Raw genomic sequence first — 12,779 nt, 5'->3', positions numbered from 1 at the left:
AAACAATCTCGCTGAAAGTGTGAGATCTCATATTTTTCTGTCATACACATGTAGGTAAAATTCACCGGCACTGCTTTTAGGTGTCAGATTATTATCGTGGGATAGACATGTTTAAATTGACCGTTTGCTTGCTGACGTATAATTCTGAACGCTTGCTGCATAAAGTCATTCCGCCATTAATCACAATTGCGGATGAATTTGTGGTGATTGATTCGGGCAGTACCGATAAAACAATAAATATTTGTGAGGGATATGGATTAACACCAATTTATAATCCATATAGTATGCACGGCGAACAAATGAATGTGGCGATAAAACATTCGTCAAATGACTGGGTGTTATGCGTCGACAGTGATGAAATTTTCGATGAGCCAACAGTTGAATTCATTCAGACCTTAAAAGCAGGCGAAACGCCGCCGCCAGAGTACGGCTGGCGCATCTCCCGATACTGGTACGTGCTGGGCGAGCAAACGCGAACCATCTACCCTATCTCTTCCCCTGATTTTCCGGTGCGCTTATTTAACCGGAATCATGCACGGTTTAATCTGCGTCCTGTTGACGATAAAGTGGAAGGCACCGGGCAGACGTATACTATTCCCGGTCATGTCAGACACGACACGTTTTATTCGTTGCATGAAGTCTTTAGTAAACTGAACAGCTATACCACGCGACTGGTGAAATATCAGAAAGTCCGACCCTCTATTGCGCGGGGAATCATTAGCGCCATTGGTGCATTTTTTAAATGGTATCTGTTTAGTGGCGCCTGGCGGCAAGGAAAAGTCGGCGCCGTAACCGGACTTTATGCTACGTTATACAGCTTCCTTAAATATTTCAAAGCCTGGTATCAGTATCAGGACAATAAAAAATCCGTGGCCGATAAGCACACGGATTCTCATACTGTTTAATCTTTTTTGCCCCAGCCTTGCCACTGGTGCTGATAGTACTGCACCAGTGTGCTCTGGCTGATGCTTTCGCCAATCACCGTAAAGAAGCGTGTTGCGTAAACTGGTTCAGGCGGCTTTTTCGCTTTGCACAGCTTCACGCCCCGGAACGGGTTGCGCGGCGGCTGGCTATTTTTCTGTGGTGTGGAGGTATCGACCTGCGGCTCATTGAGCAGACTGCTCGGGCGCACCAGCGTGATGTCTGGCGGCAGACTGTAAATCATCTGCTGCAAAACCCGCACGGTAGACGGATGCGGATGACCGATGGCGATAGCGGAGCCGTTACGCCGCGCCAGCTGAACCGCACGGTTGAACTGATAGCGAATGTCCGCCTCGTTTTGTGTGTCATCCAGGAACACTTTACGCTTAATCACCTTCACACCAGTACCGGTGGAAGCGCGCAGCGCCTGGCTGTTGCCGATGGTCATGCTGTCGAGGAAATAAAGATTGTAACGGCTCAGCGACTGCATCACCTTTTCCATACCGAACAGATTTGAGGTCATCGCACTGCCCATATGGTTATTCAGACCTACGGCGAAAGGCACGTTGTTGACCGCTTCACGGATGATGCGATCGATCTCATCGCTGTTCATGTCCGGGCGCAGCGTGTCTTTTTCCAGCGGCTGTTTGCTGAGCGGCGCCATCGGCAGATGAATCAGCACTTCATGACCACTGTTATGGGCTTTGGTCGCCATTTCACGGGCGTGAGGCGCGTTGGGCAGAACAGCCACTGAAAGTGCGGCGGGGAGTGCCAGCACCTGATTTTCGGTTTGCGGGCGGTAGCCAAAATCGTCAATGACGATGGCGAGTTTTCCGGCGAACGCCGGGGCGGCCATCGTCAGTAACCCGGCGATGGAGAAAACAATACGACGAAATTGAAGCAAAACTTATCTTCCCAACCACGGCTGTGGATTGACCGCCTGACCCTGGCGGCGAATTTCGAAATAGAGCGACGGTCGACCCTGACCCCCACTGCTGCCTACGAGGGCAATCGGCTGACCCGCGCGCACCTGCGTGCCGACACTGACCAGCGCGCTCTGGTTGTAGCCGTACAGGCTCATGTCGCCTTTACCGTGCTCAACTACCACGACCAGACCATAGCCCTGCAGCCAGTCGGCAAGAATTACGCGCCCATCGGCGATGGCTTTGACTTCCGTCCCTTCCGATGCGCCGATAACCATCCCTTTCCAACGTAGCTCACCCTGCAGCGGTTCGCCATAACGATGGAGCGTGGGACCACGAACCGGCCAGAATGCCTGGCCGCGTGGCGAACCAAGACCGCCGGTGCGCGACATTAGCGAGCGCTCGCTCTCGGTCGGTTTATAGGTGGTGCCTTTGCGGGAGGCCTCCTGTTGACGATCACGCACGGCCTGCGCCTCACGGGCTTCGCGTTCCGCCCGTGCTCTGGCGGCGGCTTCCGCTTGCGCGATGCGGCTACGCATACGGGATTCGTTCGCCCGCAGTTCGCTTAACTGCTGTTGACCTTCCTGAATAGAAGATTCCAGTCTGGAAAGCGTTTTCTTACGTTCGTTTCGCGCCTGCTCCAGCTTCGCCTGCTGCGCTTTTTGCTCATAAAGCAGGGTCTGTTGCTGGCTCTGTTTCTCTTCCAGCTCCGCCTTCTGTGTAGCAACCTCTTCACGCGTCTGCTTCAGTTGACCGATGGTTTCCTGACGCGCCTGGTTGAGATAGCCAAAATAGGCCTGCAAACGCTGACCGCGCTGACTCTCTTCGCCGCTCAGAATGAGCTGAATGCCGGTATGCTGACCCTGACGAAACGCGGCGTCCAGTTGGGCCGCCAGATTGCGTTCCTGCTGCGCTTTTTGCTTCTCCAGTTTCGCGATGGAGGCATTCATTGCATCAATTTGTTTATTGAGCTGGGCGAGGGTGTTTTGCGTTTCACGCAGGGCGCGCGCGGCGGCGGAAATGGCTTCTTCCTGGGTTTTAAGCTGAGCGAGCAATGAGGCGCGTTGTTGCTGTTGCTGGCGTACCGCGCGCTCTTTGGCGGCGATATCGGCCTGAATGGATTTCAGTTGATCGCGATCATCTGCCTGGGCGGATGCGGCGCACAGCAATACGCCAGCGCTGAGTGCGCTGGCGTAAAGTACAGACCGGACGGCGGCTGCGGTCCATGTCATTGAATAAGTCGCCTTTCCCCTCATGGGAAAGGATTATTCCACGATGAACAGCGCCTTACCAGTCATCTCTTGCGGGATTTCCATTCCCATCAGCGTCAACATGGTCGGCGCGATGTCGGAAAGTTTACCGCCTTCAACGGCTTTCACCGTTTTTGGCCCGACGTAAATCAGCGGAACCGGCAGGTTGGTATGCGCGGTGTGCGCCTGACCGGTTGACGGATCACGCATCTGTTCAGCGTTACCGTGATCGGCGGTGATCAGCAACTGACCGCCAACGGCTTCCACCGCGTGGGTCACTTCGTCAATGCAGTGATCCAGCGCTTCAACCGCGTGAACCGCCGCTTCAAACACCCCGGTATGACCGACCATGTCGCCGTTCGGGTAGTTACAAATGATAGTGTCGTATTTGCCACTCTTGATGGCACCGACCAGTTTTTCCGTCAGCTCAGCGGAGCTCATTTCCGGCTGCAGATCGTAAGTCGCCACTTTCGGCGAGTTAATCAGAATCCTGTCTTCACCGGCAAACGGCTCTTCAACGCCACCGTTAAAGAAGAAGGTCACGTGTGCGTATTTCTCTGTTTCAGAGATACGCAGCTGCGTTTTGTCGTTTTTCGCCATCCATTCGCCGAAAGTATTGGTCAGCGACGCTGGCGGATATGCGCAGGCGGCTTTGATATCCGCGGCATATTCGGTCAGCATGACGAAATCAGCCAGTTTCACCACTTTCTTACGGGCGAAGCCGTCGAAGTCAGCATTCACGAACGCGCGGGTGATTTCACGGGCACGGTCAGCGCGGAAATTCATGAAAATCAGCGCATCGCCATCCTGCATCGCGGCATCTGCCTGACCGGCGGCGCGAACGACGGTGGCTTTGACGAATTCATCGTTTTCATCACGGGCATAAGCGGCTTCAAGGCCCGCCACTGCGGTGTCAGTCCGGAACTCGCCTTTCGCCTGAGTCAGCAGGTCATACGCCTGCTCGACGCGATCCCAGCGGTTATCACGATCCATCGCGTAGTAGCGACCAATGATCGACGCCACGCGGCCTTTACCGAGGGCGGCAAACTTCTCTTCAAATGCCTGCAGGGACGCTTTCGCGCTGCGCGGCGGAGTGTCGCGACCGTCGAGGAATGCGTGCAGGTAAATTTTTTCTGCACCGCGCTCTGCGGCCAGTTCTACCATCGCCATAATATGGTCTTCATGGCTGTGCACGCCGCCTGCAGAAAGCAGACCCATGATGTGCACGGCTTTGCCTGCGGCAGTGGCTTTATCAACCGCTGCGTTCAGCACCGGGTTAGTAAAGAATTTACGGTCTTTGATTTCGACATCAAGGCGAGTCAGATCCTGATACACGATGCGGCCAGCACCGAGGTTAACGTGACCCACTTCGGAGTTGCCCATCTGGCGATCCGGCAGACCAACTTCCAGGCCAGACGCGTCGATCAGCGTATGCGGACGTTTTGCCCACAGCGCGTCCATGACAGGGGTTTTAGCGGAGTAAATAGCGTTATCCTGCTGGTCTTCACGGTAGCCATAACCATCAAGAATAACCAGAACCATAGGTTTTTTTGAAACCGACATTGCGACAACCTCATGCTCAAAAGACGAAAATTTTGCGTAATTTTACTACAGCTGAATCGATCAAATAGCCACAGAAGATCAAAGAAAACGGTGGAGTGTGATGTCGGTCGGTGTGCATTTCAGCAATTTTTCTCGTTCTGTGCCGCAGAAAAGCGAATAGCTAATGCTCACGGGCTAACGCGCAGGTATACTCCTTTCCTGGTTTTTTAATCACTCAGTCGGGAGTCGTTACCCCCCATGCAAGAAATTATGCAATTTGTAAGTCGCAACCCCATACTGTGTATCGCGTGGGTTGCGTTACTGGTGGCCGTCCTGTTCACCACCTTCAAAGGGTTAATGTCTAAAGTTAAGGTTATTACCCGTGGCGAAGCAACGCGTCTGATTAACAAAGAAGACGCCGTCGTGGTGGATTTACGCCAGCGCGATGATTTCCGTAAAGGCCACATTGCAGGTTCCATCAACCTGCTGCCGAGCGAAATTAAAGCAAATAACGTAGGCGAACTGGAAAAACACAAATCTCAACCCATTATTGTGGTTGACGGATCCGGACTGCAGGCGCAGTCACCTGCGGGCGATCTCGCCAAAGCCGGTTTCGAAAAAGTGTTTGTACTGAAAGAAGGTATCGCAGGCTGGAGCGGTGAAAACCTGCCTCTGGTTAAAGGTAAGTAAGGAGCGACGTTATGGCCAATATCGAGATCTATACTAAAGCTACCTGCCCGTTCTGCCATCGCGCCAAAGCGCTGCTGAACAGCAAAGGGGTGACGTTTCAGGAACTGCCTATCGACGGCGATGCGGTGAAGCGTGAAGAGATGATTAAGCGTAGTGGCCGTACCACGGTTCCGCAGATTTTTATTGATGCACAGCACATTGGCGGCTGTGATGACTTGTATGCGCTGGACGCGCGTGGTGGACTTGATCCTCTGCTCCGCTGACGCTATTTAAGGACACAACACTAAGGGTTTTCACATGTCAGAACAAAATACCGCAGAAATGAATTTCCAGATCCAGCGTATTTATACGAAGGATGTGTCATACGAAGCGCCGAACGCGCCGCACGTATTCCAGAAAGACTGGCAGCCAGAAGTCAAACTGGATCTGGATACCGCGTCCAGCCAGCTGGCGGAAGGCGTTTTCGAAGTGGTTCTGCGCGTTACCGTAACGGCGTCTCTGAATGAAGAAACGGCGTTCCTGTGCGAAGTACAGCAGGCAGGTATCTTCTCCATCGAGGGTATCGAAGGCAACCAGATGGCGCACTGCCTGGGTGCATACTGCCCGAACATCCTGTTCCCGTACGCGCGTGAATGCATCACTAGCCTGGTTTCCCGCGGTACGTTCCCGCAGCTAAACCTGGCGCCGGTCAACTTTGATGCGCTGTTCATGAGTTATCTGCAGCAACAGGCTGGCGAAGGCGAACAACCGCATCAGGATGCCTGATGAACGCCGCTAACGCTTCAATGACTGTCATCGGTGCCGGCTCCTACGGCACCGCTCTTGCCATCACGCTGGCACGCAATGGCCATAACGTTGTGTTGTGGGGCCATGACCCGAAACACATCGCCACGTTACAGCATGATCGTTGCAACGCTGCCTTTCTCCCGGATGTTCCTTTCCCTGATACGCTTCGCCTGGAAAGCTCGTTGACCGCAGCGCTGGCTGCCAGTCGCGATATTCTGGTTGTGGTGCCAAGTCATGTGTTCGGCGACGTCCTGCAGCAACTCAAACCCTTTATGCGCCCCGATGCACGGCTGGTCTGGGCTACAAAAGGGCTGGAAGCCGAAACCGGGCGTCTGTTGCAGGATGTGGCGCGTGACGTATTGGGGGATGCGATCCCGCTGGCGGTTATCTCCGGCCCGACGTTTGCCAAAGAGCTGGCGGCAGGTCTGCCAACAGCAATTTCACTGGCTTCTACTGACCCTGTCTTCGCTGACGATTTGCAGCAGTTGCTGCATTGCGGCAAAAGTTTCCGCGTCTACATCAACCCGGATTTCATCGGCGTCCAGTTGGGCGGCGCGGTGAAAAACGTGATTGCTATCGGTGCCGGAATGTCTGACGGCATTGGCTTTGGCGCCAACGCGCGTACAGCGCTCATTACCCGTGGGTTGACTGAAATGTCCCGTCTGGGCGCAGCGCTGGGCGCTGATCCAGCCACATTCATGGGCATGGCCGGGCTTGGCGATCTGGTGCTGACCTGTACCGACAACCAGTCCCGAAACCGCCGTTTTGGCATGATGCTCGGCAAAGGCATGGATGTGCAAAGCGCGCAGGACAGCATCGGCCAGGTGGTTGAAGGCTACCGTAATACCAAGGAAGTGCGTGCACTGGCACACCGTTTTGGTGTGGAAATGCCAATAACCGAGGAAATTTATCAGGTATTGTATTGCGGAAAAAACGCGCGCGAGGCAGCATTGACCTTATTAGGTCGCGCACGCAAGGATGAGCGTAGCAGCCATTAGTCGCAAGGAACTTTGTCCCCTAACGACCCGGCCAGCGCAGAACTGGCCGGTCGTCATGATATCGTCTGGAGTATGCAATGTCGTGTGAAGAACTGGAAATTGTCTGGAACAACATCAAAGCCGAAGCCCGGGCGCTGGCTGACTGTGAGCCTATGCTTGCCAGTTTTTATCACGCGACGCTCCTCAAGCACGAAAATCTCGGCAGCGCGTTAAGCTACATGCTGGCGAACAAGCTGGCATCGCCGATTATGCCCGCCATCGCAATCCGCGAAGTGGTGGAAGAGGCATACGCTGCTGATCCGGAAATGATTGCCTCTGCGGCCTGTGATATTCAGGCGGTGCGTACTCGCGACCCGGCGGTAGATAAATACTCTACACCGCTTCTGTATCTGAAAGGTTTCCACGCACTGCAGGCGTATCGCATTGGTCACTGGCTGTGGAATCAGGGCCGTCGCGCGCTGGCGATTTTCCTGCAAAACCAGGTATCCGTGACCTTTCAGGTTGATATTCATCCGGCGGCGCAAATTGGTCGTGGCATTATGCTTGACCACGCCACCGGCATTGTCGTTGGTGAGACAGCGGTCATCGAAAACGACGTCTCTATTCTGCAATCAGTCACTCTCGGCGGTACCGGAAAAACCAGCGGTGACCGTCATCCGAAGATCCGTGAAGGGGTGATGATTGGCGCTGGTGCGAAAATTCTCGGCAACATCGAGGTCGGGCGTGGTGCGAAAATTGGTGCCGGTTCCGTCGTGCTACAGCCGGTTCCGCCGCATACCACCGCTGCAGGCGTACCGGCGCGCATCGTCGGTAAACCTGACAGCGATAAACCGTCGATGGATATGGATCAACACTTCAACGGCATTCACCATACTTTCGAGTATGGCGACGGCATCTAACTTCTGAGCACGGCGCCAGGATATCCCAGTTGGCGCCAGGCTTCATACACCACTACCGACACCGCATTCGATAAGTTCATGCTGCGGCTGTCCGGCATCATCGGTATGCGTATTTTTTGCTCCGGCGGCAGCGCATCCAGAATCATCGCTGGTAGTCCGCGTGTTTCCGGGCCAAACATCAGAAAATCCCCGTCCTGATAGCTGACGGCGCTGTGGGCGGGCGTGCCTTTGGTGGTCAGGGCAAACAGACGCTGGGGTTTTACGGCGTCGAGAAACGCGGCGTAATCCGCATGGCGGGTGACGGCAGTAAATTCGTGATAATCCAGCCCCGCGCGACGCAGGCGTTTGTCGTCCCAGGCAAAGCCCATCGGCTCGATGATATGCAGACGAAAGCCGGTATTGGCGCACAGACGGATGATGTTCCCGGTATTGGGCGGGATTTCAGGTTCGAATAAAACGATATTTAACATACTGCCCCCTTAATAGCGGGGGCAGAATAGCAGATCTGCGTCACTTACGCCGCGCTTCCGTGCGTCAGCGGGGCTAGTGCCGCATTCAGGTGCGCCTCTTCCTGTACCAGCGATTCGCGGCTAATCTCATGAATGGTTTTCGCACCGGTCAGGGTCATCGCTACCTTCATCTCTTTTTCAATCAAATCAAGCAGGTTAGCCACACCTTTACGGCCATGAGTTGCCAGCGCATAGAGATACGCACGACCCAGTAGTACGCTGTCAGCACCCAGCGCAATCATGCGTACCACATCGAGCCCGTTGCGAATGCCGCTGTCGGCAAGAATCGTGATGTCGCCTTTCACCGCATCGGCGATGGCGGGCAGGGCGCGCGCAGACGAGAGTACGCCGTCAAGCTGGCGACCACCGTGGTTGGAGACCACAATCCCGTCAGCGCCAAAACGTACTGCATCGCGCGCATCTTCCGGATCAAGGATCCCCTTGATGACCATCGGACCGTCCCAGAATTCGCGGATCCACTCCAGGTCTTTCCAGGAAATGGAAGGATCGAAATTATTCGCCAGCCAGCCGATGTAATCCTCCAGCCCGGTGGGTTTGCCGAGATACGCGGAGATATTCCCCAGATCATGCGGGCGTCCGTTGAGGCCCACATCCCATGCCCATTGCGGATGGGTGATGGCCTGCCAGTAGCGACGCATTGCGGCGTTCGCGCCACTCATTCCGGAATGAGCATCGCGGTAACGGGCGCCAGGCGTTGGCATGTCGACGGTAAACACCAGCGTGGAACAACCCGATGCTTTGGCGCGCTCCAGCGCATTACGCATAAACCCGCGGTCGCGCAACACATATAACTGGAACCACATCGGGCGTTTGAGGGTCGGGGTCACTTCTTCGATAGGACAGACTGACACGGTAGAGAGCGTAAACGGAATGCCTTTATCATCGGCGGCTCCGGCGGCCTGTACTTCGCCCCGGCGGGCATACATACCGCACAGCCCGACCGGGCCAAGCGCAACCGGCATCGACAGCTTTTCGTTAAACAGCGTGGTGTCGAGACTCAGGTCGGACATATTTTTGAGCACTCGCTGGCGAAGCGCCACTTGCGACAGATCTTCCACGTTACGACGAAGGGTATATTCCGCGTAGGCGCCGCCGTCGATGTAGTGGAACAGGAATGGCGGCAGGATGCGCTGTGCTGCTGCCCGATAGTCGCTTGCTGCTGAAATAATCATGCTTACTTCTCCCTGGAAAACGCGGTCGGGTCACCGGGCAGGCGGGTGATTCGCGCCTGGCGGGCCTGATCTTCATCAAAACGTTTAATGGTGGTATGGACGAATCCTAAGTGCGCCATCATCGCCTGACGTGCCCCTTCGGCATCTCCGGCGACAATGGCGTCCAGCACGGCCTGATGCTGCTCCGTCAGCTTTGCAAAGACCGGTGGCACGAGATACATCCGCTGACGGCTCTGTTTGACAGACGACTGCAGCACGTCAAAAAAACCACGCATGGTCTGCAGCAGCACAACGTTGTGCGAGGCTTCGGCGATGGCGAGGTGAAAACGGACATCCGCCTGAGAGGCGATATCGGGATCTTCGCTCAGCGTGGCGTCAAAACAGAGACGGATTTTTTCTTTGTCAGCGTCAGTGGCGCGGAGCGCGGCGTGCCAGGCGGTGCTGGTTTCGATGGCGTGGCGGGCTTCGAGAATGTCAAAGCTGTAATCGGGATCATCCGCCATCAGCGTTTTCAACGGCTGCACAATATTGTGCTCGGACCAGGACTCATGCTGCCAGCGGACGAACGTCCCGCCGCCGCGGCGGCTGAGCAGCACCCCCTCCGTCACCAGTTTCGCCAGCGCCTCACGCAGAGAATTGCGCGACACGCCGAGTTGCAAGGCCAGTTGACGTTCGGCGGGCAAACGCATGCCCGCCTCCAGCTGTTGTTCTTCAATCAGCGCCCGCACACGATCGGCAACCTCGTCTGCAAGACGCCGGGGCATCACTATCATGGAATCATCCAGGTTAAGACATACGCCTGAAGCGTGGTGATCACGCCCACCATGCAGGTGAAAATCAGGCTGTGTTTTACGGTAAAGCGGAACAGGTCAGACTCTTTCCCCACCAGACCAACCGCCGCACAGGCGATGGCAATAGACTGCGGGGAGATCATCTTGCCGGTTACGCCGCCGGTGGTATTGGCGGCCACCATCAGCACGTCGGAGACGCCAATCTGCTGCGCGGCCGTGGCCTGCAGCGCGGCAAACAGCGCGTTCGACGAGGTATCCGAGCCGGTCAGGAACACGCCCAGCCAGCCGAGGAATGGTGAGAAAAAGGTAAAGGCATTGCCGGTATGCGCCAGCGCCAGAGCCAGCGTCGACGAGAGGCCGGAATAGTTCGAAATAAAGGCGAACGCCAGCACCATACCGATCGAATAAATGGGCAGCGCCAGCTCTTTCAGTGTCGTGCCGAATGTCGCCACAGCGTCTTTAGGCTTCATGCGCAGCCAGATAACCGACAGGATCGCCGCAAACAGAATGGCGGTGCCAGTGGCTGAGAACCAGTCGAATTTATATACCGCCGCGTACGGTGTGGCGTCGTGAACCACGGGCGGCATGCGGGCGACCAGTTTATCGAGGAACGGTACGGAAATGTTCACGACCCAGTGATACAACGCACCGCCTGGCGCAAACAGCGCTTTGAAGGGTGGAACGCTCCACAGCGTTACCGTGGCCGTCAGGAACAGGAACGGTGACCAGGCGCGGACCACCTGTCCTGCGGAGTAATGGGTGCGTGCCAGGGTCTGGTCCACCAGCGATGCGCCCATATCGGCAAAGCGGAAAATGCGCACTGGCTGCCAGCGTTTCAGGAACAGCGTCAGGCATACCAGCGACACCAGTGAGGAGATGATGTCCGGCAGTTCCGGGCCGATAAAATTTGAGCTGAGGTATTGCGCAATGGCGAACGAACCGCCTGCCACCATCACTGCAGGCCAGGTCTCTTTGATACCGCGCCAGCCGTCCATGATGGCCATAATCCAGAACAGCACAATGATGGTCAGGAATGGCAACTGGCGACCGACCATCTGGCCGATTTCAAAGCTGTCAAGCCCGGTCACCTGCCCGGCGACCAGAATCGGGATGCCCATCGCGCCAAAGGCGACCGGCGCAGTGTTAACGATGAGACAGAGACCTGCGGCATAGAGCGGATTAAAACCAAGGCCGACCAGCAGCGCGGCGGTGATCGCCACCGGCGCGCCAAATCCTGCCGCGCCTTCGAGAAACGCGCCGAAAGAGAAGCCGACGATCAGCATCTGTAAACGCTGGTCCGGCGTAATTGACAGTATTGATGACCGGATGATGTCGAACTGCCCGGTTCTCACCGAAATTTTGTAGACGAACACCGCGGCGATGATGATCCACGCGATCGGCCACAGGCCATAGAAGAAGCCATAGACGACGGACGCCAGCGCGTGATCAACCGGCATTTTGTAGAATAACAGCGCCACCAGCAGCGCGATACCGACCGTCCAGCTTGCTGCGGCGTAACCCTTCAGCTTGAGCTTAATCAGGGCGAAAAAGAAGAACAGGATCGGCAGCGAAGCCACCAGGCTCGACAGCCAGAGATTCCCGGCCGGGTCATAATTTTGTTGCCAGAGATTCATGCAGGTCTCCAGGGGGCCGGAACAAAACCGCTGTGAGTCTGCGCCCATTATCAGCGTTGCGATGTTTGTAAAAGTGGCCCTTCCAGTTGTCTGTTGTAGGGATAATGACAACGAATGGTTAACCAAATGTTATTCACTAGCAATGTGAATGTGATAGAAAATGGTGAAATTGTGAACCGTTGGTAGGGTTTAATGAAGATTGGTTGGGCCAATCGGGTGAGGCAGGGTTTTCCTCTCCCAGGGGGAGAGGGAATGTGAGATATCAGAACTCGGTTTTAGCGAAACCGGTCATTTCCTTAAGGCCCATTTCACGGCCCAGCGCGGTCATCGGGTGAACCACCACCAGACCCCGGACGCTCTTTTTCAGTTTGCCCATGTCGGCCTGCTCTTTTTTGGTAATAGCGCGGCGGAACGGCATTTTCGTCAGCTTTTGCGCTTCTTTGCTCAGCTTTTCGCTGTGAACACCACGCAAACGGGCGATTTCCGTTTCCAGCGTGGTCTTCTCTTTTTCCAGTTCGGCATACTTTTCGGCGCCTTCAACCAGCGAGATATCGGCTTGCTGGTGGCGGATAGCATCAAGGCGATCGCTCAGGCGCTTGATTTCGTTCTTTTCGACTTCTTTCATGACAAATAACTCTGAATA

14 protein-coding genes are annotated in these 12,779 nt (G+C 55.4%); 6 read left to right on the top strand and 8 right to left on the bottom strand.

All coding sequences use genetic code 11. From position 1 onward, the window contains the following. Positions 1 to 107 precede the first annotated feature (107 nt). Positions 108 to 905 carry a glycosyltransferase family 2 protein gene (locus tag GTGU_RS19305; RefSeq protein WP_038161034.1) on the top strand — a complete coding sequence of 266 codons (798 nt, stop codon included), beginning with the start codon at positions 108 to 110 and terminating at the stop codon, positions 903 to 905. Here GTGU_RS19305 and GTGU_RS19300 read toward each other — a convergent pair. The 3 genes from GTGU_RS19300 to gpmM are packed head-to-tail and all read right to left on the bottom strand — an operon-like array spanning position 902 to position 4,657. After that, positions 902 to 1,825, bottom strand: a complete 924-nt coding sequence (locus GTGU_RS19300) for a divergent polysaccharide deacetylase family protein (protein ID WP_038161031.1) — start codon at positions 1,823 to 1,825, stop codon at positions 902 to 904. The two genes, GTGU_RS19305 and GTGU_RS19300, sit on opposite strands and share 4 nt — an antisense overlap. A gap of 3 nt (positions 1,826 to 1,828) precedes the next feature. After that, positions 1,829 to 3,100, bottom strand: coding sequence for a murein hydrolase activator EnvC (gene envC, locus GTGU_RS19295; RefSeq protein ID WP_038161027.1), 1,272 nt, complete (start codon positions 3,098 to 3,100; stop codon positions 1,829 to 1,831). Between the two features lie 9 nt (positions 3,101 to 3,109). Next, a complete protein-coding gene (gene gpmM / locus GTGU_RS19290) occupies positions 3,110 to 4,657 on the bottom strand; it encodes a 2,3-bisphosphoglycerate-independent phosphoglycerate mutase (RefSeq protein WP_038161024.1) in 1,548 nt (515 codons plus the stop codon). Positions 4,658 to 4,894: 237 nt separating this feature from the next. Here gpmM and GTGU_RS19285 point away from each other — a divergent pair, with 237 nt between their 5' ends. From GTGU_RS19285 to cysE, 5 genes are all read left to right on the top strand, one after another. Next, complete coding sequence (locus GTGU_RS19285; protein ID WP_038161021.1) at positions 4,895 to 5,326, top strand: rhodanese-like domain-containing protein; 432 nt, start codon at positions 4,895 to 4,897, stop codon at positions 5,324 to 5,326. Positions 5,327 to 5,337: 11 nt separating this feature from the next. After that, positions 5,338 to 5,589 carry a glutaredoxin 3 gene (gene grxC, locus GTGU_RS19280; protein ID WP_038161020.1) on the top strand — a complete coding sequence of 84 codons (252 nt, stop codon included), beginning with the start codon at positions 5,338 to 5,340 and terminating at the stop codon, positions 5,587 to 5,589. Positions 5,590 to 5,623: 34 nt separating this feature from the next. Next, complete coding sequence (gene secB, locus GTGU_RS19275; RefSeq protein ID WP_038161018.1) at positions 5,624 to 6,091, top strand: protein-export chaperone SecB; 468 nt, start codon at positions 5,624 to 5,626, stop codon at positions 6,089 to 6,091. After that, entirely contained in the window at positions 6,091 to 7,110 is a 1,020-nt protein-coding gene (gpsA, locus tag GTGU_RS19270; protein WP_038161016.1) for an NAD(P)H-dependent glycerol-3-phosphate dehydrogenase, read from the top strand. Before secB ends, gpsA begins: the two co-directional genes overlap by 1 nt. A 77-nt stretch (positions 7,111 to 7,187) precedes the next feature. After that, on the top strand, positions 7,188 to 8,009 hold the full coding sequence (gene cysE / locus GTGU_RS19265; protein ID WP_038161014.1) for a serine O-acetyltransferase: 822 nt from the start codon (positions 7,188 to 7,190) through the stop codon (positions 8,007 to 8,009). On the opposite strand, the gene trmL is transcribed toward cysE, so the two are convergent. The 5 genes from trmL to GTGU_RS19240 form a co-directional block, all read right to left on the bottom strand. After that, positions 8,006 to 8,479 carry a tRNA (uridine(34)/cytosine(34)/5-carboxymethylaminomethyluridine(34)-2'-O)-methyltransferase TrmL gene (trmL, locus tag GTGU_RS19260; RefSeq protein ID WP_038161013.1) on the bottom strand — a complete coding sequence of 158 codons (474 nt, stop codon included), beginning with the start codon at positions 8,477 to 8,479 and terminating at the stop codon, positions 8,006 to 8,008. The two genes, cysE and trmL, sit on opposite strands and share 4 nt — an antisense overlap. A gap of 44 nt (positions 8,480 to 8,523) precedes the next feature. After that, the gene (lldD, locus tag GTGU_RS19255) at positions 8,524 to 9,711 is read right to left on the bottom strand and encodes an FMN-dependent L-lactate dehydrogenase LldD (protein WP_038161011.1); all 1,188 of its coding nucleotides are present in this window, start codon (positions 9,709 to 9,711) and stop codon (positions 8,524 to 8,526) included. Between the two features lie 2 nt (positions 9,712 to 9,713). Beyond that, positions 9,714 to 10,484, bottom strand: coding sequence for a transcriptional regulator LldR (lldR, locus tag GTGU_RS19250; protein WP_038161010.1), 771 nt, complete (start codon positions 10,482 to 10,484; stop codon positions 9,714 to 9,716). Further along, complete coding sequence (gene lldP / locus GTGU_RS19245) at positions 10,481 to 12,136, bottom strand: L-lactate permease (protein ID WP_038161008.1); 1,656 nt, start codon at positions 12,134 to 12,136, stop codon at positions 10,481 to 10,483. The genes lldR and lldP overlap by 4 nt, the downstream gene beginning before the upstream one ends. Before the next feature lie 262 nt (positions 12,137 to 12,398). Then, entirely contained in the window at positions 12,399 to 12,761 is a 363-nt protein-coding gene (locus GTGU_RS19240; RefSeq protein ID WP_038161006.1) for a YibL family ribosome-associated protein, read from the bottom strand. Positions 12,762 to 12,779: the final 18 nt, after the last annotated feature.

The sequence above is a fragment of the Trabulsiella guamensis ATCC 49490 genome, from assembly GCF_000734965.1.
GTDB classification, from domain to species: domain Bacteria; phylum Pseudomonadota; class Gammaproteobacteria; order Enterobacterales; family Enterobacteriaceae; genus Trabulsiella; species Trabulsiella guamensis.
This window is presented reverse-complemented; position numbering and strand designations above follow the sequence as displayed.